Origin of the sequence: Marinomonas posidonica, from assembly GCF_043643765.1 — a bacterium.
In the GTDB taxonomy this organism is placed as follows: Bacteria; Pseudomonadota; Gammaproteobacteria; order Pseudomonadales; family Marinomonadaceae; genus Marinomonas; species Marinomonas posidonica_A.
In genome coordinates this window covers 49,759-76,316 of the sequence record NZ_JBHZSP010000016.1, presented here as the reverse complement: position 1 = coordinate 76,316, position 26,558 = coordinate 49,759, and the positions used below count along the sequence as shown (strand labels likewise).

At 44.2% G+C, this 26,558-nt stretch carries 25 protein-coding genes; 18 read left to right on the top strand and 7 right to left on the bottom strand.

Annotated features, from left to right (window positions below; all coding sequences use genetic code 11):
• Positions 1-133 precede the first annotated feature (133 nt).
• The 4 genes from ACHUFM_RS16565 (at position 134) to ACHUFM_RS16550 (ending at position 4,368) form a co-directional block, all read left to right on the top strand.
• Positions 134-1,525, top strand: a complete 1,392-nt coding sequence (locus ACHUFM_RS16565) for a phosphoribosyltransferase-like protein (RefSeq protein ID WP_394183635.1) — start codon at positions 134-136, stop codon at positions 1,523-1,525.
• On the top strand, positions 1,526-2,710 hold the full coding sequence (locus ACHUFM_RS16560; RefSeq protein ID WP_394183633.1) for a reverse transcriptase family protein: 1,185 nt from the start codon (positions 1,526-1,528) through the stop codon (positions 2,708-2,710).
• 362 nt (positions 2,711-3,072) lie between these two features.
• The gene (locus ACHUFM_RS16555) at positions 3,073-3,603 is read left to right on the top strand and encodes a hypothetical protein (protein ID WP_394183631.1); all 531 of its coding nucleotides are present in this window, start codon (positions 3,073-3,075) and stop codon (positions 3,601-3,603) included.
• 120 nt (positions 3,604-3,723) lie between these two features.
• Positions 3,724-4,368, top strand: a complete 645-nt coding sequence (locus ACHUFM_RS16550) for a DCL family protein (RefSeq protein WP_394183629.1) — start codon at positions 3,724-3,726, stop codon at positions 4,366-4,368.
• 137 nt (positions 4,369-4,505) lie between these two features.
• Here ACHUFM_RS16550 and ACHUFM_RS16545 read toward each other — a convergent pair whose 3' ends face one another.
• Both ACHUFM_RS16545 and ACHUFM_RS16540 read right to left on the bottom strand, forming a co-directional pair.
• Complete coding sequence (locus ACHUFM_RS16545) at positions 4,506-4,796, bottom strand: type II toxin-antitoxin system RelE/ParE family toxin (RefSeq protein WP_394183627.1); 291 nt, start codon at positions 4,794-4,796, stop codon at positions 4,506-4,508.
• Positions 4,789-5,010 carry a TA system antitoxin ParD family protein gene (locus tag ACHUFM_RS16540; RefSeq protein ID WP_063331944.1) on the bottom strand — a complete coding sequence of 74 codons (222 nt, stop codon included), beginning with the start codon at positions 5,008-5,010 and terminating at the stop codon, positions 4,789-4,791. Before ACHUFM_RS16540 ends, ACHUFM_RS16545 begins: the two co-directional genes overlap by 8 nt.
• Before the next feature lie 344 nt (positions 5,011-5,354).
• On the opposite strand from ACHUFM_RS16540, the gene ACHUFM_RS16535 reads away from it, so the two are divergent.
• Both ACHUFM_RS16535 and ACHUFM_RS16530 read left to right on the top strand, forming a co-directional pair.
• Positions 5,355-5,795 carry a GyrI-like domain-containing protein gene (locus ACHUFM_RS16535; protein ID WP_394183625.1) on the top strand — a complete coding sequence of 147 codons (441 nt, stop codon included), beginning with the start codon at positions 5,355-5,357 and terminating at the stop codon, positions 5,793-5,795.
• A 9-nt stretch (positions 5,796-5,804) separates the two neighbouring features.
• Positions 5,805-6,215: a hypothetical protein gene (locus ACHUFM_RS16530; RefSeq protein WP_394183623.1), complete on the top strand. Its 411-nt coding sequence runs from the start codon at positions 5,805-5,807 to the stop codon at positions 6,213-6,215.
• 143 nt (positions 6,216-6,358) lie between these two features.
• On the opposite strand, the gene ACHUFM_RS16525 is transcribed toward ACHUFM_RS16530, so the two are convergent.
• Complete coding sequence (locus ACHUFM_RS16525) at positions 6,359-7,540, bottom strand: murein transglycosylase domain-containing protein (RefSeq protein ID WP_394183621.1); 1,182 nt, start codon at positions 7,538-7,540, stop codon at positions 6,359-6,361.
• A gap of 347 nt (positions 7,541-7,887) precedes the next feature.
• On the opposite strand from ACHUFM_RS16525, the gene ACHUFM_RS16520 reads away from it, so the two are divergent.
• From ACHUFM_RS16520 to ACHUFM_RS16470, 11 genes are all read left to right on the top strand, one after another.
• Complete coding sequence (locus ACHUFM_RS16520) at positions 7,888-8,865, top strand: dipeptidase (RefSeq protein WP_394183619.1); 978 nt, start codon at positions 7,888-7,890, stop codon at positions 8,863-8,865.
• 75 nt (positions 8,866-8,940) lie between these two features.
• Complete coding sequence (locus tag ACHUFM_RS16515) at positions 8,941-9,486, top strand: DUF5943 domain-containing protein (RefSeq protein WP_394183617.1); 546 nt, start codon at positions 8,941-8,943, stop codon at positions 9,484-9,486.
• Positions 9,487-9,597: 111 nt separating this feature from the next.
• Positions 9,598-11,664 carry a dimethylglycine demethylation protein DgcA gene (gene dgcA / locus ACHUFM_RS16510; RefSeq protein ID WP_394183615.1) on the top strand — a complete coding sequence of 689 codons (2,067 nt, stop codon included), beginning with the start codon at positions 9,598-9,600 and terminating at the stop codon, positions 11,662-11,664.
• Between the two features lie 69 nt (positions 11,665-11,733).
• Positions 11,734-13,662, top strand: a complete 1,929-nt coding sequence (locus ACHUFM_RS16505) for a (Fe-S)-binding protein (RefSeq protein WP_394183613.1) — start codon at positions 11,734-11,736, stop codon at positions 13,660-13,662.
• Positions 13,659-14,948 carry an electron transfer flavoprotein subunit alpha gene (gene etfA / locus ACHUFM_RS16500; RefSeq protein ID WP_394183611.1) on the top strand — a complete coding sequence of 430 codons (1,290 nt, stop codon included), beginning with the start codon at positions 13,659-13,661 and terminating at the stop codon, positions 14,946-14,948. Before ACHUFM_RS16505 ends, etfA begins: the two co-directional genes overlap by 4 nt.
• Positions 14,938-15,717, top strand: coding sequence for an electron transfer flavoprotein subunit beta (gene etfB / locus ACHUFM_RS16495; RefSeq protein ID WP_394183609.1), 780 nt, complete (start codon positions 14,938-14,940; stop codon positions 15,715-15,717). The genes etfA and etfB overlap by 11 nt, the downstream gene beginning before the upstream one ends.
• Positions 15,718-15,745: 28 nt before the next feature.
• A complete protein-coding gene (locus ACHUFM_RS16490) occupies positions 15,746-15,976 on the top strand; it encodes a hypothetical protein (RefSeq protein ID WP_394183607.1) in 231 nt (76 codons plus the stop codon).
• Between the two features lie 354 nt (positions 15,977-16,330).
• On the top strand, positions 16,331-17,332 hold the full coding sequence (locus ACHUFM_RS16485; protein ID WP_394183605.1) for a porin: 1,002 nt from the start codon (positions 16,331-16,333) through the stop codon (positions 17,330-17,332).
• A gap of 234 nt (positions 17,333-17,566) precedes the next feature.
• Positions 17,567-18,343 carry an IclR family transcriptional regulator domain-containing protein gene (locus ACHUFM_RS16480; protein ID WP_394183603.1) on the top strand — a complete coding sequence of 259 codons (777 nt, stop codon included), beginning with the start codon at positions 17,567-17,569 and terminating at the stop codon, positions 18,341-18,343.
• 324 nt (positions 18,344-18,667) lie between these two features.
• Positions 18,668-20,635 (top strand): methyl-accepting chemotaxis protein, encoded by a 1,968-nt coding sequence (locus tag ACHUFM_RS16475; protein WP_394183601.1) that lies wholly within the window; start codon positions 18,668-18,670, stop codon positions 20,633-20,635.
• Between the two features lie 172 nt (positions 20,636-20,807).
• Positions 20,808-21,893, top strand: coding sequence for an ABC transporter substrate-binding protein (locus tag ACHUFM_RS16470; RefSeq protein WP_394183599.1), 1,086 nt, complete (start codon positions 20,808-20,810; stop codon positions 21,891-21,893).
• 86 nt (positions 21,894-21,979) lie between these two features.
• Here the strand turns inward: ACHUFM_RS16470 and ACHUFM_RS16465 are convergent, their stop codons facing one another.
• The 3 genes from ACHUFM_RS16465 to uraH form a co-directional block, all read right to left on the bottom strand.
• A complete protein-coding gene (locus tag ACHUFM_RS16465; RefSeq protein ID WP_394183597.1) occupies positions 21,980-22,957 on the bottom strand; it encodes an aldose epimerase family protein in 978 nt (325 codons plus the stop codon).
• 262 nt (positions 22,958-23,219) lie between these two features.
• Positions 23,220-24,374 (bottom strand): FAD-dependent urate hydroxylase HpxO, encoded by a 1,155-nt coding sequence (gene hpxO, locus ACHUFM_RS16460; RefSeq protein WP_394183595.1) that lies wholly within the window; start codon positions 24,372-24,374, stop codon positions 23,220-23,222.
• 280 nt (positions 24,375-24,654) lie between these two features.
• A complete protein-coding gene (gene uraH, locus ACHUFM_RS16455; protein ID WP_394183593.1) occupies positions 24,655-25,011 on the bottom strand; it encodes a hydroxyisourate hydrolase in 357 nt (118 codons plus the stop codon).
• A gap of 183 nt (positions 25,012-25,194) precedes the next feature.
• Between uraH and uraD the strand changes: the two genes are divergently transcribed.
• A complete protein-coding gene (gene uraD / locus ACHUFM_RS16450; protein WP_394183592.1) occupies positions 25,195-25,716 on the top strand; it encodes a 2-oxo-4-hydroxy-4-carboxy-5-ureidoimidazoline decarboxylase in 522 nt (173 codons plus the stop codon).
• Positions 25,717-25,804: 88 nt separating this feature from the next.
• Here uraD and ACHUFM_RS16445 read toward each other — a convergent pair whose 3' ends face one another.
• On the bottom strand, positions 25,805-26,443 hold the full coding sequence (locus ACHUFM_RS16445; protein ID WP_394183590.1) for a hypothetical protein: 639 nt from the start codon (positions 26,441-26,443) through the stop codon (positions 25,805-25,807).
• Positions 26,444-26,558 lie beyond the last annotated feature (115 nt).

The window sequence follows — 26,558 nt, the reverse complement described above, 5'->3', positions numbered from 1 at the left end:
TCCGAATAGATGGCTGCAAAACGCTTCTTGTTAGATCTTGATTTTGCTTGCAAAAATCGGGGTGTCCATAGATGTTATGCAAATCCGTGCGCGGTCGTAATGAGATAATAAGCATCAAGAATTAGGCATCGATATGAGTCTGTCGAAAGGAAGATACCAACAGCTCTCAGTTGCAGCTATTGAGCGGTCAGCAGAAATTCGAGAGTGGCTCTCTCAATTCAATAATGAACAGCAGGCAACTGCAAAGACACTTTTGAGTCATTTAAAGTTCATATCACGCGATGAGTATTCGAACTGGCTTCGTCGCTCTGTAGAGCGACTGCCGTCGAAAAAAGAATACGCGTTATATTCGGTGAGAAAGTTGGGTTCGGAGCCAATAGGCTACTGGGATTCTTCTGGTAAACCAGTGGTAAGGCCGGCTACATCACAAGGTAGTGAAGATCTAGTATATTCAATCATCTCAAACCTTGTTCGATCTAGTAATGGTCGACTAATTGACCATCCTTCGCTACAAGACTTAAAAGATAGAAATGTACGAAGCATTGTCCTTATTGATGACTCAATAGGAAGTGGCGACCGTGTTTCTAGCTTTGTTAACGCAATGTTAGAAAATCCAACATTTTTAAGTTGGTGGAGTTTTGGTTGGATTAAGATAACGGTAATTTCTTACGCAAGGCCAAGGGATTCAGAAAGAAAAATTTTAGATAATATTCGAGGATCAGATCATGGATGCCGGAAGTTTCGAAAATCTATCAAAGTGGATTTTGTTAGCGAAGTTGTTTACGAAGAGAGGTGGCTAGAAGAGCGTTGGGGTACTAATTACAAAGAGGTTTTAGAACTTTGCAAAAATCAAAAAAAAGTTATGAGATGGGCACGCTTAGGTTATGGTGGTGTTTTATCAAATGTAATATTTTATCACAGCGTTCCAAATAATATCCCTGGAATATTATGGTTCAGTAATACAAAGTGGCAGGGACTAATGCCTGATCGAGCCTTACCCGGATGGCTTATAAATTTACTGAATAAAGATGTTTATGATGAACCCTTAACACAAACTATTTCTAATAATATGCTAAGTCTACTAGTAATGGTGAAGAAAGGTGTAAGGAATAATACTAGCATAGCTGCTAGGTTAAATGTGGATAATCATTACGCAAGCAAATTGATTGAACATGCCACTAATCTTGGTTTTTTGACACTTAATCTTAGGCTAACAAAAGTTGGATTGGATACACTTAAGAAGACACAAAAACATAAAGGTCTTCCCACATGGGATTATGGTCTGTATATTCCAAGCTCTTGGTGTGCTGGCCAAGCTAACATTCAGCCGTTGACAGGTGCATCTCACCTGTCGACTGATTCTGTAGAAGCCTTTACTTTTACGGATGGGGATGTCGGAGAGGCATCTCTGGAAAGATCTGACGCTAAGGCGGCTGAGCCGCCCTTTAGTGTCATGCCTCAATCACCTTCGGTGTCTCGGAAGAGCCATGACACTAATGGCCCCTTGGGCTCAAAGGAGAGGTGAATGGAAACTTGGTCAGTACACCAACTCTCAACGGCTGCTAAATCTACCCTAGATGAGTCGTCGGTTGTCCATTTAAAAAACTATGCTCAAAGCCTCAAGCGATCAGGGCTTCCTGTGATTTTTACCCTTGGACATCTGTCAAAGATCATAGACATAGATTACTCATTTCTACGAGCAACAGTTGAACGGCGCAGGGAATTCGCAAACTACCGTATGTTTGCCATCAAAAAGCGCTCAGGAGGGAGGCGTCACATACATTCGGTTACTGGCGGGTTGTTACAGGCCCAACAATTCATTAACTCAGAAATTTTGCAAAAAGTTGAACCTCATTCCGCATCTTTTGCTTTTCATAAAAAAGGGGGAATTAGGCTCTGTGCCTCAATGCATTGCGGGGCAAGATGGATGTTTCAATATGACTTGGCAGACTTTTTCTATTCAGTTAATGAAGCTAATGTATATAAAGTTTTTTCAGAATTAGGATACCGACCTTTACTAGCCTTCGAGATGGCTAGGATTTGTACAACTCTTAGACTTCCCAACCACTTAGGCCATCTATTAATTGACCCCCGAACCAAAGAGAAGGAAAAATTTTATAATTTATATCAGCGTTACATGGAAGTTCCTGGATTTGGGACGATGCCGTACATGTCTTCTATGGGCGTCTTGCCACAGGGAGCACCGACGAGCCCAATGCTAAGTAACCTTGCAGCTCGTAATCTTGATGTTGAATTAACAGATTATGCTGATCAACATGGTCTGATTTACACACGATATGCAGATGATTTGACTTTATCTTCTAATGAGAATTTTCCTAAAGGTTTATCAATTGGTGAAATTCATCGCTCTATAGTTGGGATTATCCGCAGGAATAAATTTAAAGAGAATAGAAAGAAGACTAGGGTTGCAGGGCCTGGTTCAAAGAAATTAGTTCTTGGATTATTGGTTGATGGTGACTCACCTAGATTGTCGAAAGAAACCTACAAGCGTATTGATAGGCATTTATATTCCATTCAAAAATATGGAATTGTATCTGTATCTAAACATGAGAAATTTGATTCTCCTCTTGGGTTTTATAACCACCTTTCTGGATTAATAGCCTATGTTAAGGATGTGGACACTAATAGATGGAAAGAGTTTCATAGACGTTTATTGGAAATTAGTTATCCGATAGAAATGAATTATTAGAATATTCACCAAATTTTAGGCATAACAAACGCATGTTGTCGGACTGGCATTCCGCTACGCTCCATACCAGCCGCAAATGCGGGCGTTAGTGAGCAAGGAGAAATCTGTGACATCTCAAAGCAATAGTGATGACTTATCTTATGGTTGGGAGGCAATCGCGCAAGATTTTATCTCTTCCCGATCATCTATAGGATTGGCCACTATTGAACGATGAGAACAGAGAAGTAAAGCTATCCGTGATGCTGTTTCATATTCCGTAGCAGTTTACTTGTAACAAGGCGCTGTTGTCGGACTATTTTTCCGCTGGCGCTACAAAACAGCCGCAAAGCGCGGCGTTATGTGGTTAGGAGAGTTTGGAGTATATGGAAGCAATTATTGGAACAGCATTAGGAGCAGTTATTGCTGGTAGCGCAATGCTTCTTAATGCGTTTATAACTTCAAAAAACGCAAGAGAAAGGCAAGAAAGAGCTGATCAAGTTAGACTTTTAGAAAAAGAGCTTAATGATTTGTCCGCTTTATATGAAGAGGTACTTCATACTAGCGACCGATTAATCAGAAATAAAGGTCGCGATACTGACGCACAATTGGAAAAGTTTTATAAAGTAGAAGTAAAATTAAGGCTTCACTCTACAGAAGATATCCGAAAAGCATTCAAAGCCGTGAGAAGCTCAATAGTCGATATGGTAAGTAATTTACCGTCACCGCCGGAAGAGTTCATTCCAAAGTTTGAAGAAGATCATGAGAAAAAATGGCGGCTTGAAAAACGAAAGGAATGGGAAGATGAAAGAGATCAAACAGCTAAAGAATACATGCCAAAGTGTTGGGAAAAGCACTCTGAATTAGCGGACTTACTCAAAAAAGATTTAAATTCCAAAAAACTAAAAAGTGAATAAACCACATAACAAGCTGTTCAAGACGGGACTGCTAAAGTTTGGCTCGGTTTCGCTTCGCTACACAGTTTAGCCAAACATTATCAGCCCCTTAACAGGGCGTTAGTTTTACAGGAGAAAGTTGTGGCAAAACCTATTTCATTTGGTCAATTTAAATTCGGTACCCGAAAGGCATGTGAAGAAGATGCTCGTCGTCGTATTAACTCATATGCTCCCGGCTCACTAATGACTTTGGATGACAAAGCTTTTTTTGAGGCTTTGTTTACATTGCATAGTGAGTATGATGAGAAGGTGGGTTGTGGTATTAAAGACATTGAAGTGGGATTAGATTTTCATCGTAATAAATGTTTGTTCATAATCCGAAACGATAACTCCAGAGTCGTAATTAGCTGGAGACATTGCGTTAAGCCATATACAAAGAAAATGGTTGTTTCTTACGCTTTTCGAAGGGCTGTTAAAAACACAGTAATGACGTTCAAAAATGAAGCTATTTCTAACGGAGCTATATGTCCAAAGCTAGGTATTAATCTGACATTCGACAATAGCCATGTTTCTTATGCTTCGATTTCCTTTGATGACATGCTTACCAATTTTCTTACTGAAAATGGTCTTACTTACGAGTCAGTCGAATTGATTGACCCAGAATATAGTGATACAGATCAGCGAGGAAAGCTTGCCAATCATCTGGTCATGGAAAATTGGCAGAAATACCATCAATCAAGAGCAAGCTTTGAGTTACTTAGTATTGAGGCTAACTTAGGCAAATAAAACTAACAAACGCTTTAAGACGGATTCGCAACGCTCGGCGGTTTTAGTTTGATTCGGCTTTTGTGTTTACGGCCCAATAATTGAGTATTGTGGTAGCGTTGCTCACCACTTAAGCGGGCGTTATGCCTCATGCCAGCTCAGAAGATATTTTTCATATCGCGATAAAAATTTTCATGAGAACCTAAAGCCATAAGTTCGAGAGTAACGGTGCCATCTTCGTAACTATAACCAAGTAATGTCGGTTGTTTCACCATTTTAAATTTGTACACGCGAAGAAAGGATAAATCGCCTTTCTTTTGCTGTCCTAGAAGCGGATCTTCAATCAGGTCTTTGATTGCGTTATCTAGATCCGCTTTTTGGTTTTTGTGTAGTTTTTTGACTGCTTTTTTAAATGTGGCTGTCTGAAGAACTTGGGTAATCTTAGCCAAAGTTGTATTCCTCAAGCTTTCCGGCTTCTTTTTCGGCTTTGGCAATGATAGCTTGTTTTACGAACTCATAAGGTAAATCGGGGTTATCTTCCATCATTTCACCGATTTTAGCCCAATGTTCAATTTGTTTAGGTGTTGTGCGGTTTAGGGCTTTAGCCATAATAGCCGCTTTATCAACTAACTCTTGGTCAAGTCGAATACTTGCGGTAGACATAATAAAATCTCCTTAAGTGTGGTATAGGAAGTGTAGCGAGTTGCTACAATTGTCGCAAGATGATTGATGCTGGGCCAATTCAATTGATGCCGTTAAGTGCTGCGCTTTTGGATCGGTGTTTCTCGGACTAGAAGGTATATTTGTGCTGTTTCTTGCGTATTGTGAGTGGAAATATAGCAATGAGTTAACTGTGAAGAGTAGAATCTAGGAGGAAGCCTCAATCCTTAGGTTCGGTTAATACAGTCGTGCTTAAACAGTGAAGTAAAACCAATCAAAAGGACTGACACGCCATCACGGTGTCATTCAGTGTTTCACCAAAATTAAACCATCAACAAGGAAGACTCATGGAACTGATTCAATTCGATACGATACAGGTTGCTGGCCTGTCTGTTCGCACCACCAATGACGCAGAAATGACACCAGACACAGCCAAGATTAGCGCTTTGTGGGCAAAGTTTTACGGTGATTTATCCCCCATGCTTGATCCGCATTCTCGCGTATTTGGCCTCTATACCCATTATGAATCCGATCACACAGGCGCCTTTGATGTGGTGGCTTGTGCTGATTCGCTGACAGGCAAAAATCTAGAAGAGCATCAAATACCCGCTGGAAACTATGTCAAATTCCAACATACTGGTGAAATGCCGCAAGCGGTCATCGACTTGTGGGGAGAGGTTTGGGCCTATTTCGCCTCAGAAAAATGTGCACATACTCGCGCTTTCACAACGGATTTTGAATGCTATAAGAGCGAGCAAGAAGTCGAGATTTATATCGCTGTGAAATAAGGATGTTCCATGAGTCTTGAGCAAATGATCTACCTTGTGATTGCTATGTTACTGCTACTGGTGCCTTTGCTTCTTTGTTATTTGTTAAGAAAGCGGTCTAAAGGCGCATTGGCTTTTATGATATTGGTCGGCTTGTCTGCGTTTATCATGAGCAGCGTGGTGATTGCTCAATGGGCTGCATTCAATTGGTCTCTGGAAAGTAAAATCGAAACACTAGATAGAGACGGCAATGGCGTCTGGTCTCAACAGGAAACTGATACTTGGACTGAAGAAGATCACAAAAATATGGATACCTACATCGGAGACGGCGGTCGTAATGTTTTTGCCGTCATAATATTCCCCATAGTCGCTCTCATCTATTCTCTACTCATTGTATCCCTGTACTGGATGTTCGCTTGGTGGGTTCAAAAACGGCGCTAAAAGAACGAAACAGCGTGGATGACACCTGTGCTGGTTTTCATCATGTTCTCATATAATCCTAGCTTGCTTATTTGATTTAGCCGCCAGGCTAATGCGTATGCAAACTGAAAAAACACTCTCACGTGTAGCACTACAGCGTAAATTTACTCATAGTTTTTCTTGGCTTTGGTCACTTTTTCCAAGTAGTTACGGGACTCTTCTCTTGGGTGATTGTATCTGAGCTTTTGATACACAGAGCTAGAGGAGTTTTGGTTGATTTTGTCCATGGCGACCGAGCGGTTGCTGTCGAAGGTTTTTAAGACGTTGCCTGTACCGCCGTTGTAAGCCGAAATCATGGAATATTCTTGGCTGGTTTTATTACTGACTTTTACAAGATAACGGGTTTGTAATATGTGCAAGTAGGCGCTGCCAATATCGATGTTTTGTTCAGGTGAGAAGAGCACGTCTTTGGTGGGTTCACCGGACTTTTTCTTGATCAGGTTATAGACGTCACGACCAGCGGTGGCTGGCACCACTTGCATGAGTCCGTAGGCATTGGCAGGGCTTACCGCGTAGGGATTAAAAGAACTCTCGGTTTCGATAATGCCGTAAATCAATGCGGGTTCTAGGTTATATCGTTTGGCTGCAGCCAGAACGTATTGGCTGTATTTCTTTTGACGCAAGTGTTCGTGTTTTTCCACTAGATCAAATTCAACGGAGTAGACGAGGTTGCCGCTGCTGGTACTACGTTGCAGTTTATTGGCAACTAAGTATTGTGCATATCGGCCAGCTCGCCAGCGGTATTTTACTAGCACGCCTTCGTTGTCCATGACTTGCGGATACAAGAAGGGTACGCCGTCTGTGTTTGGCGCGGAGCTTGAGAAAATGTCGGTTTTGGTTGGGTCAGCTGTAGTCAGTAGGGTGGTGGTGACCGCTTTGGTTAGTGTGTCTCTTGGGTTGCGGCCGTCAACGGTTTCTACTCGTACTTTGCCATTGTCAAAATCTACAATGGCACGCGCTTGGTAGTTGTTCACGTATTTGACGTACTTTTTCTTGTTGGGCAGCTGGCTGTTATTTTTGCCCCATTTTTTATTGACCTGTTGATCGAGATTTTTGTACAAGGCTTGGATGGCTTTTAAGTCCGCACGTATGTAATCACGAGTGACTTTCGCCTGCTTAGCGATGGCTTTTACATCTTCTAAGCTGTCGGCGTCTTGCACCTGTTTGGACAACTCTTTTACGGAGTCGACCGAATCAAAATTCAACATAGATTGGCAACCACTGAGCGATAACAGCAATACACCACAAGAAGACACTGCCGTACGGCGACCCCAATTTTTGTACATCAATCCTTGCTCATCAATCAAACGCTTGCTGAGTGTATCAAGATACTGTCAGTTTTCCCATTTCACTAATGAAAACAAGCCTTAATCTTATGACGCCGAGGACAAAGGAGAATCAAATGTCGTTGGTTGCCACTTTGTTCTATCACTTTATTTGATGGGCAAATTCTCCCAATTGACTGAGTCAGTTGTCTCGTCTTATGCCTGATGATCTTGTCGCCACTATGTCGATGTCTTTTTCTGCTTACTGAAAAGTCGCTTTTGGTTTGTCTCTAGTCGTTTCCAGCCAGCTTCCGGCGCTATTGAAAAATTACACTGGGTTCATCGCTAAGATCCTAAAGGAATCCACCATGACCCCAGCAGAGCTACATGATAAAGCCATTGTGATTGATGGTTTGATTTGCGCGAAATGGAATCGCGAATTGTTTGAAGACATGGCAAAAGGTAAGTTGACGGCCGCGAACTGTACTGTGTCGTTTTGGGAAAACTTTGAAGGCACGGTACGCAACGTGGTGGAAATGAATCAATTGATCGAAGCCAACAGTGATTTGCTCACTAAGGTTTACACCACGAAAGACATCCATCGAGCCAAGGCAGAAGGCAAAACCGGTGTGATGATGGGGTTTCAAAATGCCCATGCGTTTGAAGACCAAATTGGTTATGTGCAGATCTTCAAAGACTTGGGTGTTGGCATAGTTCAAATGTGCTACAACACGCAAAACTTGGTGGGCACAGGTTGTTATGAACGCGATGGCGGTTTATCTGGGTTTGGTCGCGAAATCGTTGCTGAGATGAACCGTGTGGGCATGTTGTGTGATCTGTCTCACGTTGGCCCGAATACCGCCAAAGAAGTCATCATTGAATCAACCAAGCCTGTTGCTTATTCACATTGTTTACCCGCAGGTCTGAAAGAACACCCTCGTAATCGTACTGACGAAGAGCTTAAGTTTATTGCTGATAACGGCGGCTTTGTTGGTGTGACCATGTTTGCCCCCTTCTTAAAAGCGGGGATTAACGCCACCGTTGATGATTACGTCGAAGCCATTCAATACATTTATAACATTGTCGGTGAAGATGCCATTGGTATTGGTACTGACTTTACACAAGGTCATGGATACGACTTCTTTGAATATCTAACCCACGATAAAGGTTACGCACGTCGTTTGACTCGCTTTGGTGAAATTATTAATCCGCTCGGAATGCGTACCGTGGGGGATTTTCCTAATTTGACCGAGGCACTATTAAAACACGGCTTTAGCGAGCGTCAGGTGATGAAAATCATGGGTGATAATTGGGTGAATCTACTAAAAGAAATTTGGGGTGAATAATCACTTTTTGACCTCATAACGCTTTATAAATTTTATCTGTTGTTTGATTTTAACGAAGAAATGTAGGGAATTGAAATGAGTTCACACACGCCAGAAATGCCAATCACCGTAGATGATGAAACCGGTGTTTGGACGACCGATGCTTTGCCTATGTTGTATGTGCCACGTCACTTTTTTGTCAACAACCACATGGGCATTGAAGACGAGATTGGAGCAGAGCGTTACGCCGACATTCTTTATAAAGCGGGTTATAAGTCGGCTTATTTTTGGTGTGAGCAGGAGTCTGAGTGTCATGGTATTTATGGTGCTGACATCTGGCATCACTATTTGAAGCGTTTATCCCAGCGTGGTTGGGGCTTTTTCATTACCGAGGAATTGGATATTGAAAAGGGCACAGCAAAAGTGCGATTGGAAAATTCCGCTTTTGTTTATCACTACGAAAAGATTCACGGTAAAAAGGTCAATCGCAAAGTGGATTACATGTTCACAGGTTGGTTTGCAGGCGCGTTAGACCAGATTTTAGTCAGTCAAAAATCGTCCCTTCGTACCCAAGCCACACAGACTCAAAGTGGCGCGGAAGACGGTTGCGATGTGGGGTATTTTGAAGTGAAACCTATTTAGCGTCAGTCAGGAAGGTCTGTCAGTTTTTAACAAAGTCAGTTAAGCCATGCGGGCCGGCATGGCTTTGCTCAACCCATTTCACGTATTTTCCAGTAAGCGGGAGTTCTTTATATGTCCCAGTATGATGCGCTGTTTGAGCCTCTCAATATTAATAAGTTAACCATTCGAAATCGCATTGTGAGTACGGCGCATGCGGAGGTGTATGCCACCGATGGCGGTATGACCACAGACCGTTACGTGAAATATTACGAAGAAAAAGCCAAGGGCGGTTGTGGCTTGTGTATTTGTGGTGGTTCCAGTGTGGTGTCGATTGATAGTCCACAAAGCTGGTGGAGTTCGGTGAACTTGTCGACCGACCGCATTATTCCCCATTTCCAAAATCTTGCCGATGCAGTTCATAAGCATGGCGGCAAAATCATGATTCAAATTACGCACATGGGACGCCGTTCCCGTTGGGATGGGGAAAACTGGCCGAACCTGATGTCGCCATCTGGTATTCGTGAACCCGTGCATCGTGCTACCTGCAAAACCATCGAAGAAGAGGAAATCTGGCGCGTCATCGGCGATTTTGTGCAAGCGGCACGTCGTGCTAAAGAAGGTGGTTTGGATGGTGTCGAATTGTCGGCCGTACACCAACACATGATAGATCAGTTCTGGTCGCCACGAGTAAACAAGCGTACCGATGAATGGGGCGGCACTTTCGAAGGTCGCATGAAGTTTGGTATGGAAGTACTCAAAGCAGTGCGCGAAGAAGTGGGCCCAGATTTTGTGGTGGGCATGCGCATCACGGGGGACGAATTCCACCCAGATGGCTTGAACCATGAGGATATGAAACAAATCGCGCAATACTATGATGCCACTGGCATGGTGGATTACTTTGGTGTCGTGGGGTCAGGTTGTGATACGCACAATACCTTAGCCAATGTGATCCCAAACATGAGCTATCCACCTGAGCCTTTCCTGCATTTGGCGGCGGGCATCAAAGAAGTGGTGAATGTGCCGGTTATCCATGCGCAAAACATCAAGGATCCCAACCAAGCGAAGCGCATTCTCGAAGCGGGTTATGTGGACTTTGTCGGCATGACTCGAGCGCACATTGCCGATCCACACTTTATTGCCAAGATTAAGATGGATCAGGTCGATCAAATTCGCCAATGTGTGGGGGCGAACTATTGTATCGACCGTCAATATCAAGGTTTGGATGTCTTATGTGTGCAAAATACCGCGACTTCTCGTGAGTACATGGGCTTGCCACACATTATTGAAAAGACCACTGGCCCGATTCGTAATGTGGTGGTGGTTGGCGGTGGCCCTGGCGGTTTGGAAGCCGCGCGTGTGGCGGCGGAACGTGGCCATAAAGTGACCTTGATCGAAAAAGCATCTGAACTGGGCGGCCAAATCAGCTTGGCAGCGAAAGCACCACAGCGTGATCAAATTGCGGGTATTTCTCGCTGGTTGATCATGGAAGTTGAGCGTCTTGGCGTTGAAGTACGTTTGGACACGGCAGCCGATGCTGACTTGATTCAATCTTTGAATCCAGACGTGTGTGTCTTATGTACTGGTGGTCGTCCTTTCCTTGAACAAAACCCTGAGTGGGGTGCAGAAGAAGGTCTGGTAGTGTCGACTTGGGATATTCTCAACGGCTCTGTAGAGCCTGGTAAAAATGTGCTTATCTACGACACTATTTGTGAGTTTTCTGGCATGTCCGCAGCGGATTACTTGGCGTCAAAAGGGTCATTAGTGGAGTTGGTGACAGACGACATCAAACCGGGCGTTGGCATAGGCGGGACGACTTTCCCGACTTACTACCGATCTTTGTATGAAAAAGAAGTCATTATGACGTCCGATATGCTGCTTGAAAAAGTCTATCGAGAAGACGGCAAACTGGTCGCGGTATTGGAAAACGAATACACAGGTCAAAAAGAAGAGCGCGTTGTGGATCAAGTGGTCGTGGAGAACGGCACACGACCAAATGAGGATCTTTATTACGCGCTCAAAGCCAACTCAGTCAACAAAGGTCAGATTGATAATGAGGCCTTATTTGATATCAAACCTCAACCTGAGTTGTTGGCCGATAAACTGGACGGCATGCTGTTGTGGCGTCTAGGGGATTGTGTATCGCAGCGCAACATTCATGCCGCCATGTACGATGCTTTGCGTCTTTGTAAGGACCTATAAGAGCAAAGGCTGGCTGAGCTTGTTAATAGGTTTTGTTGTTTTAAATACGCTCAATATTGAGGGTAAAAAATGATTTTTGATTGGTTAATTCCTTCTTTGATTGCCACCTTGTTGGTGTTGGCCGCCATAGGTGCGCTGCGTCGTGTTAATTTGTGGCGTGGGGGGCAAGCGGAAAAAGTCGATATGTGGGCCGGTTTACTGGCTATGCCAAAGCGTTATCTTCACGATCTCCACCATGTGGTAGAGCGAGATAAGTACATGTCTCGCACTCATGTTGCCACAGGGGGCGGTTTTGTTTTAGCCATGGTGTTGGTGATCTTGGTGCATTTGTTCGACATTCAAAGTCGTATTTTGGCTTGGATGCTATTGGCTGCCCTTGGCATGATGTTTTGTGGTGCTTTGTTTGTCTTTAAGCGCCGCCTTAATCCGCCTTCGCGGCTTTCAAAAGGGCCGTGGATGCGTCTGCCGAAAAGTTTACTCACCTTTGCCATGACCTTTTTTGTACTGACTTTACCTGCGGCAGGCATTCTGCCGGAGAGTTTTAGTCTAGGTAACATAGGTTTAACCCTAGTGAGTTTGCTCTTGGCCTTATTGGTGATACTTAGTCTAGGTGAAATGCTGTTTGGCATGACATGGGGTGGCCCGATGAAGCACGCTTTTGCGGGGGCTTTGCATTTGGCTTTCCATCGTCGTCCTGAACGCTTTGGCGGTGGTCGCTCTACTGGTTTAAAAGCGGCCGATTTAGGTGGCGCTTCCCATGGTGTTGCCAAGCCGAGCGATTTTAAGTGGAACCAGTTATTAGGGTTTGATGCCTGTGTGCAATGTGGTCGTTGTGAAGCAGTTTGTCCTGCGTTCGCCGCGGGTCAGCCTTTGAACCCCAAAAAACTGATTCAAGATATGGTGGTCGGTTTTGCTGGTGGTACGGATGAAAAATACGCAGGCAGTGCGTATCCGGGTGTGGAGGTTGGTCATGCCAAAGGCGGCGCAGACAATATTATTACTGATGGTTTAATTAGTTCAGATACTCTTTGGTCTTGTACGACTTGTCGTGCCTGTGTGGAAGAATGCCCTATGATGATCGAGCATGTGGATGCGATTGTCGATATGCGTCGTTTTTTGACCCTTGAAAAAGGCGACACACCAAACAAGGGCGCTGAAGTATTAGAAAATATCATAGCGACGGACAATCCAAATGGCTATTCCCCATCCAGCCGTACCCATTGGGCGGCGGATCAGAATCTAGCTGTGATGAAGGACGTTAAAAAAGCCGAGGTGCTGTTTTGGGTCTCGGATGGTGCCTTTGATATGCGCAGCCAACGCATACTCCGATCCTTTGTGAAATTACTTAAAGCCGCTAATGTTGAGGTAGCGATTTTAGGTGACGAAGAAAGAGACAGTGGTGATGTGGCGCGTCGTTTAGGGGACGATGCGACTTTTCAAAGTTTGGCAAAACGCAACTTGGCGACCTTAGCTCAGTATGAATTTAGCACCTTGGTGACCACGGATCCGCATGCCTTTCATTGCTTAAAAAATGAATACGCAGACTTTGATCAAGCTGGTGCTTTGCAAGGTGTTGAGGTCTTGCACCATACGACTTTCCTAAATCGCCTGATTGAGCAGGGCGTGTTACAAGTCGATGCTTTTAAAGGCGGTAAGGTAACCTATCACGACCCTTGTTATCTCGGTCGATACAATGGCGAATATGAATCGCCGAGAGCGTTATTGTCCAGCTTGGGCATTGAAATAGCGGAAATGGAACGCTCTGGATATCGCTCGCGCTGTTGCGGTGGCGGTGGCGGTGCGCCGATTACCGACATTCCCGGTGAAAGACGTATTGCTGATATGCGCATGGAAGATGTGGTGGCAACGGGAGCGGAATTGGTTGCGGTGGGTTGCCAACAATGTACCGCTATGCTGGAAGGGGTGGTTGAGCCCCGTCCACAAGTTCGGGACATTGCTGAAATCATGGCCGAATATTTGATTGAGGGAGCAGCATGACAGAACATGAAGATATCCTACGTCGTGATCCCAGAGCCGAATGGATAGCACGCAATCGTCTTCACCCTTTGCATCAAGCCATGACGCAAGTATCGGCTGTGGTTCGAGGACCATCTGGTTTAATTCGCAAAAATCCTCACCAAGTGGGTTTTATTGGCCCCAATGGCATGAAACGAATTGATCGTTTAGTGGGGAATGGTCAAGCCACGGCTGGCGCGAAACGTCGCAGTGTTGCTTCACAAGAAGTGATATTGCCATTGCATCAAGTGGTGGAACCCAATGCTTATATTATGGTGGTTCCGGACATGGCAGGTGGGCGTCTGACGGCGCAAGATAAAGACATATTGGGCTTGGCTCATGAGCTGGCGAAGCAGCGAAAAGCTGTCAATGCCGACGAGAATTTGGCTGTGGTGGCGGTATGTTTTGGTGAGTCCAAAGAAACTCAGTTTGATGAAGCGGGTGTGGATCGTTTGGTTCACTTATCGGCAGCAGAGTACGAAGGCTTTGCTCCAGAACAACGCCTTCAAGCTTTATTACAATTGGAAACCAGGTATCAGCCGAAGCATTGGTTGTTCCCTGACAGTGTGCATGGTGGTACTGACTTAGCATCACGTTTGGCGGTGAAATTGGATGAGCGTCCTGCGGCACAAGCTTGGCAGGTGTCGATCGATACGACGACGTGTCGTGCTGCATCCGGTAGTCAGGATATTCAACGTGATACGCCGCGTATTCTGATGTTGTTAGAAGAGTGTGGCCAAGCAATAGATGAAACCCGTCATGAAGTCTTGCCATTAGCCCTACAAGTGGAATTCGCATCAGAGGTGCGACTGGAAGATAAAGGCTTAATTGCGGTTGACCCAAATGCCGTGCCTTTAGCGGAAGCGGAATTCATCTTATCGGCGGGCAATGGTATTCATAATTGGCAACAATTTCACGATTGTGCCGCATTGCTTGGTGCAACAGAGGGTGCCAGTCGTGTGGCGGTGGACGATGGGTTTATGCCGAGAATGCGCCAAGTCGGTGCGTCTGGTACTTGGGTCACGGCGCGAGTTTATGTGGCGGTGGGTATCTCGGGTGCGATACAACACATGCAGGGCATTGGTCAGTGTGACAAGATAGTCGCTATCAATACGGATGCGGGCTGCGATATGGTGAAACGGGCGGATTTAGCCGTGATTGCGGACAGTGAAGAAGTGTTAGCCCAGTTGTGCCGTCTGGCAGAACAGCACACGGGCAAAACATTGCAACAGAATGAAGCGTCGTCGGAGGTGAGCCATGTTGCCTAAAGTATTGGCTCTGGTTTCAATTGGTCGTCATCCCCAATCAGGCCGTGAGCGCCGCGCTGAAGAAGATGGTCGGGCGGTCGAAATGGGTCTTCGTCTGCAAGAGCGTCAATTAATGAGTTTGTCTGTGGTGCACGTAGGTAACGCAGATTCTCCGGTATTGCGTCAATATGCGGGTATGGGCTTAGCGAAATTGTCGGTGCTAGCACAGCAAGCCAATGAGGATGTTTTATCGCCCTTAATGGACTATGTTAAGCAGCAAGAAGCCTCATTGTTGTTGATGGGCGTGCGATCTGAAATGGGCCAATCGTCCGGTATGTTGCCGTATCTATTGGCGGAAAAATTAGGTTGGCCGCTGCTACCTAGGGTGGCGGAAATCCAGTCTATTGAGGATGGCGTGGCACAAGTTTTGCTCGCATTACCGAGAGGTCAAAGGCGCTTAGTAAGTGTGGCATTACCTTTTGTAGCAACCCTTGATAAAGCAGCGAAGGGGCCTCGCCAAACGGCTTTTGGACCGGGGCAGAGAGCGATAATTGAGGTCTTAGAAACGCAGGTCGCTGAAGATGTTGAAACGACTCAATGGCAGTTCTCACCCGCAAAAGCAAGGCCAAAGCGTATGAAGGTAGTAAAAGCCAAAAACGCAGCGGATCGTTTTAAAGCGGCAACCGCTAAACCTACTGGTGGCGGCGGTAAGGTGTTGAAAAACGAAACGGTGGAAGAAAAAGCGCAAGCCATTTTTGACTTTTTATTAGAAGAAAAGGTGATTCGTTAGTGGGAAACCGTGAAGGAGGAGACATGGTATGATGATTGTTGATTTAATTGATGAAGTGGATTTTAAAGAAAGACTCATCGCTCTAGGAGCACCTGTTAATCAAGAGCAAAGTTTGGCAGAGGTTCAGTCCTCAGTGTTGTCTTGGTTACAGTTGTATCCAGAGCAAGTGTCTTTTGTAAAAGATCTTTGTGTTGAAATGCAAAAAGACACTACAACAGTATTGCCAGAGGTGTCTAAGGTCATGGCTGCGTTCGTTTAACTTTTCGACTATTGTCTATTTAGTAAGTGTTAAGTTTCTTACCAATACGTTCAATATTGGCAGGTGAGACTTATTTTGGGCAGAAAGTCGTTCGTCTAATTCCAAAAAACATCCCTTCGTTCTAACGCCACTGCTCACTCCTCGAGATACATTTTCGTGGCCAATTCTGTTTCTATATTTTGTAAGTTATGTGATTTGCCTGTTCTTCGTTTGGTTCCTCTTTTTTTGAGTTTTGTCCGGAATTTCTAAAAGCAATAATGCATTTCACTAGGTGAAACACATTGTTTTGTTGTTAAACAATTTTGATAGTCTTCAGATGTTCTATAAAACAATTATTAAAAAAAGGGCGTTTTGATGATGAAAAATTCACGTAATTTGTTAGCAATGACTTTGTCAGTACCATTTTTAATGTCTCAAGTTGCTTTTGCCGCTGATGATTCTGAAGTGGTTGTTAATAAGCCAAACTTTACATTTTTAACCAGTCTTGGGGTACTAAGTGTAGAAGACAAAGACTTTGATCCAGAAGCGTTTGAAGCAGAAGTTGGTATCAACGGGGTAGTCAAGGCCAAAGAATTTACGATGGTTTATAACCTTAAAGCGGACTTATCTGATGCGATCAACAGTCGCGATACTAATGGTACAGAGGGTGAGGCGGATATACATCTAAAAGAAGCAAATGTGGTTTTTCCAACGGCATACGGTGCATTTGTCTTGGCACCACGAATTACCAGTGGGCAAAACCGCGAGCTTTATTCTAATGTAGACCTGTTTGAATACAATGAAGCGCATTCAGGCGGTGCTGCTACAACGGGCAATACACTTTTCGGACAACCTTCTGAAGGGGATGATGTGATTGCTTGGGCGTCTCCTAAATTTATGGGCGTCAAACTGGTTCTTGCGACCATTTCGTTAAATGAGAATAACGGCGATGACATTGATGCCAAAGCGTATCGCTTTGTTTATAACGAGGGTAATTTGAACTTAGGTGCGGGCCAGGTCATTGTCAGCAAAGGCATGGCTGGGGCATCTAAAAATTACATTCGTTCTGCGCTGACCGCTGGCTATAAATTTGACAAGCTTGATCTTGGTGCTACCTATGAAATGAATGCCGACACATTTGGTACAGCAGGAGATTACAATACTTTAGGTGTCACGGCTCGTTATTATCTTAACAGTGGCTATTCTGTTGCCGCTGGTTTCTATAATAAGGACTCTGATGTCGATGCGAATGACAATGATGGTACGGTTGTGCAAATTAAGAAGCAGGTTGGCAAAAACATTGCGTTTTGGGCAGAAGCCGCTAATTATGACATCACAGCAGATAATGTCGCGTTAGGTGTCAATATAAGCTATTAATTATTGGTTGTTTTTTAATCGTTTAAATTGATCCTGAGAAGCCGTTCAAGTATTACTCCCCTTTTACTTGAACGGTTTTTTTATCTCAAAAACCACGAAAGATTCCTATTTTTTGAATGACCTTGTTTTGCGCTAAACGATTAGTATTAATTCTAATAACAATAATAGATGAGATGTTTAAACGTGTTATTAAGCACTTAAATAATCTCTCCTGATACTTGAATGGTTAGCCCTATGGTGAAAGCAATTGATTCTGTTACTCGAGCAATGCAAGTGTTGGAGAAACTACAAAAGACTTCTCCTCTCTCTCTTTCTGAGTTGCAACGTTGTACTGGTATAAACAAAGCAACATTATTGAGAATTTTAAAAACGCTTAGCTTGAGCGGTTGGGTAGTAAAGTCCCTTAGTGAGAATAAATACAGCTTATCTTCTTCTGTTCTTGAAGATACCCAGCCTAAATCCCAAGAAGCTCGCTTGGCTGAAGCGAGCGTTCCTGTTTTGGATGACCTTTATCGGAGACTGGATTGGCCATCCGATATTGCTATTCGTGATGGGGATAGGATGAAACTGGTCGAAACCACTCGTAATCGTACATCGTTTCTGATTAACCGTTCTTCCTTATGTCGGCCAGAATTTCTTTATTCTGGTGTGGGCCGTTGTTTCCTCGCTTTTTGTGAAGGAGCTGAAAGGTCCGATGTCATTCATTCCCTGAGGAAACAACAAAATAAAGAAGGTAAATTAGCTCATGATAGCCTCTGGTTAAGTAACATGATTGAGCAGACAAGAACCCTAGGTTATGGTGTTCGACAAGTATCATATTACAATAATCGAAGTGTTAATGGGTTGCCCATTGAGTCTATTGCTGTTCCTATCAAACAAGACGATGGTGTGCTTATCGGGTGTTTGTCATTGAGTTGGCCACAGGGTTGTATTGATCCCCCTTATTTAGAAAAAAATGTGCTACCAGTGTTGAGAAAGGCGACGATCAATATCATCAACAACATGCCTTAAGTCCGTTTACAATAAGAAATCATTATCGATCCAGAAGACCATAAGATGTGGTCTTTTTTTTGGCTGATTGGTGGGGCTATATTCGTTATGTTTTGTAACTAGACTATGGTTTGTCTACTAGTAATACAGTATTTTTGTTGAGTGGGAAGAGTAAATAAAGAGGGATGAAGAGTTTTAAAGGCGCTTTCAATTAGTTGAAAAATGTCAGGCGTTCTGTCGTTAAGATGTGAGTTAGTGGTTAGGCCATTGATATTACTTGATTCTGATGGATGATTGTTTTGGCATGTCTTAATGTTATCTAAAATAATATTTGGGTCTATCTTTATGAAAATTAAAACGAAATTATTAATTGCGTTTTCACTTGCCACTTTATTACCCATCCTAATAGTGAGTTCCATCACAGGTTATCTTGCTTCTAGCCAAGCACTTGAAAACTTTTCCAAAAACAGCGGACAAACCTTGGGCGCTGTGGAAAAGACCTTTGACCAATTTATTAAAGACATTAAATACACGGTAGGTTTTTTGGCTGACAGTGATGAAGTGACCGATCCACAAGCAAAACCGCTCACAACGTATTTTGAGACACAAGGAAAAGCGCCAAAAGACGTTGCCAATAGTAATGGTGGTCGAGAGGCTGAACTTTACCGTTTATTTGAGGCAGTGGGCACGAATAATCCCAACTTTGTTTATGTCTACATGGGGGATCAAGGAGGCGGTTATTCTGAGTGGCCTGGAACCTATGGCTACGCTGAGTGGCATCCAAAGAAACGCCCATGGTATTCGGTTGGTATAGAAAATAACGGTAAAACCGTATTACGTGAGGCTTATTACTGGGAACCGGACGACGCGGTTTACGTTTCCGCTGTGCGTACTTATCAAAGAGGCAATCAAGTCGGCGGTGTGGTGGCTGTCGATGTATCGATCAAAACCCTGACGGATATGGCAAACCAAACTCAGTTGGGTGAGTCTGGCAGTATTATGGTGATCGAAAACACAGGTACTGTATTGGTGGACGCCATCCATCCGGAAAACAACTTCAAGAAAATAAGTGAGTTAGAGGGTGATGCTTATAAACAAATTGCCCAAGCTTCGACTGGTATGCTGCACTTTACCTTAGACGGTAAAGACTATTACGCCAATGTGATCACTTCGCCTAATTTACAATGGAAATTTGTCGGTTTGATGCCAACGGCGGAAATTTACTCCAGTACCAATGAGCTGATTACCACTACCATCATTGTGTGTGTACTGCTTTTGTTGGTGTGTATATTAGTTGCTTTTGTGATTTCTAAAGGGTTGGTAACACCGATTGAGTCCGTTTCAAATCATTTGAAAATTTTGGCTGAAGGGGAAGGCGATTTAACATCGAAGATTGAAACTCAATCTAAAGATGAAACTGGGGTGTTGTCGAATTGGTTTAATCAATTCATTGATTCGACTCGTCAGTTAATCGTCGGAATTAAGCAGTCCAGCCAAAAAATGGATAAGGTTTCAGCGGAAACTTCTCAAAAAGCCAGTGAGGTAGCCACTTCAACGAGCGAACAGTTGCGTTCCATTGAGTTGATTGTTGAAGCAGGCCAGCAAATGGTGATTGCTTCTAGTGATGCGGCGGAAAGCTGCACGCATTCCGCCGAGTTTTCGGAAAAGGGATTGGAAACCACGGTAGCGGGTAAAGATTTACTGAAAGGCAGTGCTGATGGTGTGAATCGACTCGGTCAACGTCTAAAAGAGTCGAATGACATCATTACTGAGTTAACCAAAGAAACCGCCAATATTAATCAGATTCTTTCTACGATTCAGGACATTGCTGAGCAAACTAATTTATTGGCTTTGAATGCTGCCATTGAGGCCGCCCGAGCGGGTGAACAAGGTCGTGGTTTTGCCGTCGTCGCGGATGAAGTGAGAACCCTTGCTGGACGAACGCAAGAATCGACAGAACAGATAGGCAGTATTTTGAACTTGTTGGCCAGTCGGACGAAACAAGCATCGGATTCTATGATGACGAGTCTGAATGAATCAGAAACGGCCATTAGTTTATCGGATCAGGCATTGGAATCTTTTGAACAGATTGAACAAGTGGTTAAACAAATGCGTGATATGACCATGCAAACTGCAGCGTCAGCAGAAGAACAAAGAGCGGTTACGGAGGACATTAATAAGAACATTACTGATATCAGCTATTCAGCACAGCAAGTGTCAGCAATTTCAGGAGATGTGGCCAAGCTTTGTGCGAGTCAGGATGTATTAGGCAAAGAGTTGCATGAGATGGTAGCGAAATTTCGCACTGAATAAAGCTTAAGGAAAAATAGACGGTCTTACCCAGAAGCCACTTAAGCAGATTAAGTGGCTTTTTTTTAACTTTGATTTTAAAGCTGTTTTAGCTAAGAAAGACAGAAAGGAGTATTTAATTTAAGTAAGAACGATTATCATAATCAAAACTATTGATGAGACAAAAGGTTCTATTATGATTAAGTTGTTCATAACGCTTCTTTTCGCTGCGGTGGCAAGTGTAAGTTGGGCTAAACAAGTGACAGTGGATGATGTGTTGGGTCGTGAAGTCACGTTCAACAGTCCTGCTGAGCGTGTGATTGTGGGTTTTTACCCAGAAGATTACATGGCAATCGGGACGGAAGCGGCTTATGACAATGTGGTTGGTATGTCCAAGTACATTTGGCAAGCTCGCCCTGCAAATTGGGATATGTATGTTAAACACCGTCCATCTTTAGCGGACATTCCTGGTATTGGCCGTGTGGATACGAAAACGTTTTCAGTAGAAAAGGTCATCGCGTTACGCCCTGATTTGTTGTTATTAGCGGATTGGCAGTTTAAAGGTCTAGGAACGGATGTGGAGCGCATTCAAGACGCTGGAATTCCTGTCTTAGTAGTGGATTACAATGCACAAACCTTAGAGCGTCATCTGAAGAGTACGGAGCTAATTGGTGTGGTAACTGGGCAAGAAGCGCGTGCCGCCAAAATTGCCACAGAATATCAAGAGCGTGTTGAAGGCATTAGCAAACGTTTGGCCGAAGCCAATTTACCAAAACCTAAAATCTACACCGAGTTTGGTTCAATGGGACCCAGTGAGTTGAGTTACACCTTTGGTAAAAACATGTGGGGTGCCATTTCCACTATGGCAGGTGGTGATAATATTTCAGCACCATTCATAGAGTGGTGGGGCAAGCTTAACCCTGAGCAAGTCATTGCTTCCAATCCCGATGTGATTGTGATGACAGGTTATGAGTCGGCAAACTCTACTGACGCGATGATTATGGGCCAAGGCGTGGATAAAGAAGAAGCCCTGAAGCGTTTGGAAGGTTTTAAACAGCGTACTGGCTGGGCAAGTTTGTCTGCGGTGCAGAACAATCGCATGTTTGGTGCTTATCACGGTGCATGCCGAACTATTATGGACAGTGCTATGATTGCTTTTTATGCCAAGGCGATGTACCCAGAGTTGTTTGCTGACCTGAATCCAGAGCAAGCCTACTTTGATTTTTATGAGAAATACTTGCCTGTTACACCGGAAGGGACTTTTACACTAAGTCTGCAATAATCGGATGTGTTGAGGGACGCTAAAAAGGGGCCAATGTTTGGCCCCTTTTTTATGGTGCTTTGCGAGTGGTCGAGCGTCTTCAGTGCCTAGCGAAAGAGGTATTGTGTGATTTGCTCATAAGTTTCTTCTGCGTCCAGTAAAATGGGCGGGAAGTGGGAATGATGAACCGCATCGGGCCAATGTTGCGCTTCAAGCGCCAAGCCTGAGTAGCCTGTTAAGGCCACTTGATTAATGCTGTTGCTTGCTGGTAGGGCGATATGGCGACCATCGTATATTTGAAGACCTGGTTCGGTGGTTTGCAGTTCTAGTTCTATGCCTGTCAAAGGGGCTTTAAGCGTCGCGACTTTTTGGATCGCTCTTGGGGCCAAAGACAAGCAAAAGTTGGTATCAAGGCCGGGGTAATCGTCACGACCGATTGTGCGTAGATGGGTGAAGTCGAATTGACTGCCAGCAGTGGGGCTGACTTCGCCGGTTGGGATTAGGTCTTGATCGACAGGGAGATAATGGTCTGCATGGACGCAAAGTTTGTGGTCCAGAATAGAGCCATGGCCATCTAGATTAAAGTAGCTGTGGCCGGCTAGGTTGCATAAGGTAAGTTGGTTGCTTGAGGCTTGGATCTTCATTTCCAAGCCTTGTTCCAATAGTTGGTACGTGACCGCAATGATAAGCTTACCAGGGAATCCCATCTCTTTATCTTGTAGCGTGACTTGAAGGGTGACCCTGTCATCGGATTGTTTGATGATCTGCCAGTTTTTACAATCGGTCCCATTTGGACCACCGTGTAGTTGGTGTGGGCTAGGGGAAGAAGGGGTGAGTTGATAAAGATGATCCCCAATTTTTGCCTGGCTATTGGCAATTCGATTCGCTACTCGTCCCACAATGGCGCCAAAATATCGACATGGGCCTAAGTAATCCGCAACTTGCTGAGAACCGAGCACCATGGAGTGTTGGTAGCCTTTTAAATAGACGGCTTGAAGACTCGCGCCAAGCGTTAATATATCAACGGTGATCTGGCGATTACTGAGACGAACTGTTTGCACTTTTGATAAGTCAGTGAGTGACATTGATTACCGTCCTTTTAGGGCAGAAAGATAGTTTCTGCTGAGCGAACATTTGTTGTTATTGTGTTCTTTTCGGACTGATGCTTTGTGAGCAACTTCCCTAAACAAACATGAAAGAATCATTATTTACTAATCGGGTAACGAAAGGCAAATTTGCGACGGGATCAATCGACTGTGTTGGCAGGTAAAAAAAGCCCACTCACAGTAGTCACTATGAGTGGGAAAACAAACCAGCAAGCATACTGGGGGAGGTAATCGGGTTGAGCTAGGCCAGTGGCCCACCGACTATGGTATTGCGCAAGCCTTCGATGATGTTGTCACCTTTTTCTTGGCGTAGTTCATCGTACCAAGCTTGAGTTTCCTGCATGTTTTTTCCATGAGTAACATCACAGCGTTTACGTGCTTTTAGAACCAGATCTTTCACGCGGAATCGGCGTTCGGATTGATAGTCGAGCAAGGCGGCTTCTATGTCTGTGTTTTTGGCGAAGCATTGTCCCAACACTACGGCGTCTTCCAGTGCGGAGCAGCCACCTTGGCCTATGTCCGGTGTGGTGCTGTGCGCCGAGTCACCCAGCAGAGCAATCTTACCTTTTACCAAGGTGTCGAACGGTTCAATGTCATGAATTTCGATGCGATTAGTGGTTTCAGGGTCGATGGCCGAGATCAGCTTTTGCACTGGCTCAGCCCAGCCTGCAAAGTATCCTGTTAAATCTTGTTTAACGCTGTTTCTGTCTTCATCCAGTCCTTTTGGTAGTGGCACATCGAAGAAGAAATAAAAACGACTATCGGCGATTGGCATAATGGAGACGCGTTTGCCTTCGCCCACAAAGGTTGTCCATTGGTTTGCTGGGGCAATGTCTTCGTCTATGTCCACCAAGCCATTCCAATTAACATAACCCGCATAACGACGTTCGGTTTCATAACCTAAGACATGAGCGCGCACTTTTGAGTGCGTACCGTCGGCAGCAATGATGAAGTCGCCTGATGCTTGTGTTCCATCGGTGAAGTAGGCTGTTACGCCATCCTCTGATTGTTCAACGGATTCAATGCGTTTGCCGAATTGAATTTTCTCTTTGCCCCACCAATCGATCATTTGGCTTTGTAGATCGGCGCGAGACACTGGGCAAGGGCGTTCACCCACCGCTTCGACTAATGGCGTTAAGCTAAATTGCGTCATTACTGTACCCGTTAGGCCATCCTGGTAGGCTAAATAATGCATGGGGCCACCCAGTTGATCCATGATGTGGCCCATGCCGAGATGATTCATACATTTGACGCCATTTGACCAAATAGACAGTGCAGCTCCGACCGGTTTAATTTCTTTTACGGCTTCAAAGATGTCACATTCAATACCTTGTTGTTTAAGAGCCGCTGCAGCGGACATACCACCGATACCAGCGCCAATGATCAATGCTTTCATCTTGTTATTACCTCATTGCTAAATACAGATGTTGATTGTTTGTCTAATTTGGATCGCTTATTGCTGTCTTTAGTCGCAATAAATGTGCCACGAAACAAATGATCCTAAAAAATAATTTCTGAAACCTTTGTTTTATTGGCTTTGAGTGAAAGCGTTTGTTGAACAGGTGGACAAAAAAATGACTCACCAGAGTGAGTCATTTTATGTAGAAGGATGAAAGTAGTGAGTTAACTTGGTGCGGATGCATTTTCTTGGTGCGATGGCGTGGCGGTAAATCGCACTAGCTACCGCGATACGTGCTGTAAGAATAAGGCGAAACCAGCAATGGAATGTGATAGTGCGAAGAGTCGTCACTGATGCCAAAGCGAATATTAACTAGGTTTAAAAAGCTTGGGCTAGGCAATGGAACGCCTTGCTGTCGGAAATAGTCTTCTATGGCAAACTCCAGTTCATACACTCCGCAGACAAAGTCTTGCTTGTCTAGTAGTGGCGCATCACAGCGCCCATCTTCGTTGGATATCGTAGAATGAATTAGCTCTTTTTGACCATTATGATCATGTCGAAATAACTGTATTTTCACACCGGCTGCTGCCATGCCTTTTGTGGTGTCTAGAATGTGTGTTGTGAGATAGCCCATTTTGTCTCCTCAATAAAGTTCAATAGGTGAAGTTAGCCTATTTTTTGCAGATCAAACGTCCATTGGTTGAAATGATGATGAAAGCATTGTTTCATAGTAGTCAATAAATGTGCCATATGTTTTATGGTTTTTAAACGATGTTCCTATCACGTCTTGTTTGTGGTGGGTGGTTGGAGAAATGAAATGTCTAAGCGAGAAGCCGTACTAACGACCACAGATGAAATGGAATTCGTAACACTACTTGGTAGTATTTATGAGCATTCCTCTTGGGTTGCGGAGCAGCTTTGGCGACTTAAATTGCAGCATCCAACGGGTTCTTACGATGATATATCGAACATTCAACAGGCGATGCGAGGCATTGTGGATGCCAGTACAGAGGAGGAGAAATTAATCTTGCTTAGAGCACATCCAGATCTCGCTGGTAAAGCAGCGCTTTCAGGTGAGCTGACTGATGCGTCTAAATCGGAACAAGCCGGAGCCGGATTAGATCAATGCGGTGAAGATGAGTTAGCTCACTTTTTACAATTGAATGATGCGTATCGCAGTAAATTTGGTTTTCCTTTTATCATGGCAGTAAAAGGGGCAACGAAAGCACAAATTTTGGCTGGGTTTATGGAAAGAAGTCCAAATGATTGGCGAACCGAATTTGATCGCGCGATGCAAGAAGTTCATAAAATAGCTGGGTTTCGATTGGCCGAGTTTTAGATATTTACAAGGTAACAAGCCCACTTATTTATACGGAGTAAAGTGGGCTTGAGAATAGGATGAGTAACGTTTCCCCTGAGTATTCTGGTTATTTTTTAGGGAAGAGTCGAACGACAACGTGTTCAAAACCATTGGCTTTAATTTTTCGTTTTGCCGCATCGCCGGTTTCCGTCCAAGTCATTAACTCACCTTTTTTGTCGATGTACACATAGTGTTGAATTTGGTCTTTTTGAGGGCCGGCACCTTGCGCTTTCATGATGCCATAAATGCCTTCTCCTAGGTGCTTGGTGGTATTGCTCCAAAGCTCGTCAATGGTGGGATATCGATTGAATATTTGGATCATCATTGGAAGGCGATACTTACGTTCTAGGTAGTCACAGATGGCTTCGGGAACCAGCGCAAAACCAGGACGTTTCGTCCAATCCCAATGGGTTACGCCTAATAATTTCTCGAGTGTGATGTTACTGTATTCACCACCAAAGTCCCCCGTAAAATTGAGCGATTGATTCAGTGCGGTGGCCACTTTATCTGTACCAATTAAGTGATCGTGCTCGATCTGTGTTCTGAGCCAATGTTCAGCAAAATTGGTGCTACTGCCGTAAAGTCGTTCGAAGTCCTCCAGTGTCATTTTGTTGTTGTCGATCAATAACTGAATCATATGCGTGAAACCACAGATTCCCTTACCGTCCTGAGAAATTTGTGATTTGTCTGTAAAATTCCTGCCCATAAATCTTCTCCACAATTGCTTTGATGTCTGTTTATTGTCTAGTAAATGATGTGGACTCTCTTGGTCAAAATTAGGGGGATTGCGGTGTAATTAATGGAGTAATTTACGGAGTAAT

What these genes read in the sequence shown, in the direction of transcription:
- ACHUFM_RS16565 (WP_394183635.1), top strand. Translation starts at nt 134, where the DNA reads ATGAGTCTGTCGAAAGGAAGATACCAACAGCTCTCAGTTGCAGCTATT.
- ACHUFM_RS16560 (WP_394183633.1), top strand. Translation starts at nt 1,526, where the DNA reads ATGGAAACTTGGTCAGTACACCAACTCTCAACGGCTGCTAAATCTACC.
- ACHUFM_RS16555 (WP_394183631.1), top strand. Translation starts at nt 3,073, where the DNA reads ATGGAAGCAATTATTGGAACAGCATTAGGAGCAGTTATTGCTGGTAGC.
- ACHUFM_RS16540 (WP_063331944.1), bottom strand. Translation starts at nt 5,010, where the DNA reads ATGTCTACCGCAAGTATTCGACTTGACCAAGAGTTAGTTGATAAAGCG.
- ACHUFM_RS16535 (WP_394183625.1), top strand. Translation starts at nt 5,355, where the DNA reads ATGGAACTGATTCAATTCGATACGATACAGGTTGCTGGCCTGTCTGTT.
- ACHUFM_RS16530 (WP_394183623.1), top strand. Translation starts at nt 5,805, where the DNA reads ATGAGTCTTGAGCAAATGATCTACCTTGTGATTGCTATGTTACTGCTA.
- ACHUFM_RS16525 (WP_394183621.1), bottom strand. Translation starts at nt 7,540, where the DNA reads ATGTACAAAAATTGGGGTCGCCGTACGGCAGTGTCTTCTTGTGGTGTA.
- ACHUFM_RS16520 (WP_394183619.1), top strand. Translation starts at nt 7,888, where the DNA reads ATGACCCCAGCAGAGCTACATGATAAAGCCATTGTGATTGATGGTTTG.
- ACHUFM_RS16515 (WP_394183617.1), top strand. Translation starts at nt 8,941, where the DNA reads ATGAGTTCACACACGCCAGAAATGCCAATCACCGTAGATGATGAAACC.
- dgcA (WP_394183615.1), top strand. Translation starts at nt 9,598, where the DNA reads ATGTCCCAGTATGATGCGCTGTTTGAGCCTCTCAATATTAATAAGTTA.
- ACHUFM_RS16505 (WP_394183613.1), top strand. Translation starts at nt 11,734, where the DNA reads ATGATTTTTGATTGGTTAATTCCTTCTTTGATTGCCACCTTGTTGGTG.
- etfA (WP_394183611.1), top strand. Translation starts at nt 13,659, where the DNA reads ATGACAGAACATGAAGATATCCTACGTCGTGATCCCAGAGCCGAATGG.
- etfB (WP_394183609.1), top strand. Translation starts at nt 14,938, where the DNA reads ATGTTGCCTAAAGTATTGGCTCTGGTTTCAATTGGTCGTCATCCCCAA.
- ACHUFM_RS16490 (WP_394183607.1), top strand. Translation starts at nt 15,746, where the DNA reads ATGATGATTGTTGATTTAATTGATGAAGTGGATTTTAAAGAAAGACTC.
- ACHUFM_RS16485 (WP_394183605.1), top strand. Translation starts at nt 16,331, where the DNA reads ATGATGAAAAATTCACGTAATTTGTTAGCAATGACTTTGTCAGTACCA.
- ACHUFM_RS16480 (WP_394183603.1), top strand. Translation starts at nt 17,567, where the DNA reads ATGGTGAAAGCAATTGATTCTGTTACTCGAGCAATGCAAGTGTTGGAG.
- ACHUFM_RS16475 (WP_394183601.1), top strand. Translation starts at nt 18,668, where the DNA reads ATGAAAATTAAAACGAAATTATTAATTGCGTTTTCACTTGCCACTTTA.
- ACHUFM_RS16470 (WP_394183599.1), top strand. Translation starts at nt 20,808, where the DNA reads ATGATTAAGTTGTTCATAACGCTTCTTTTCGCTGCGGTGGCAAGTGTA.
- ACHUFM_RS16465 (WP_394183597.1), bottom strand. Translation starts at nt 22,957, where the DNA reads ATGTCACTCACTGACTTATCAAAAGTGCAAACAGTTCGTCTCAGTAAT.
- hpxO (WP_394183595.1), bottom strand. Translation starts at nt 24,374, where the DNA reads ATGAAAGCATTGATCATTGGCGCTGGTATCGGTGGTATGTCCGCTGCA.
- uraH (WP_394183593.1), bottom strand. Translation starts at nt 25,011, where the DNA reads ATGGGCTATCTCACAACACACATTCTAGACACCACAAAAGGCATGGCA.
- uraD (WP_394183592.1), top strand. Translation starts at nt 25,195, where the DNA reads ATGTCTAAGCGAGAAGCCGTACTAACGACCACAGATGAAATGGAATTC.
- ACHUFM_RS16445 (WP_394183590.1), bottom strand. Translation starts at nt 26,443, where the DNA reads ATGGGCAGGAATTTTACAGACAAATCACAAATTTCTCAGGACGGTAAG.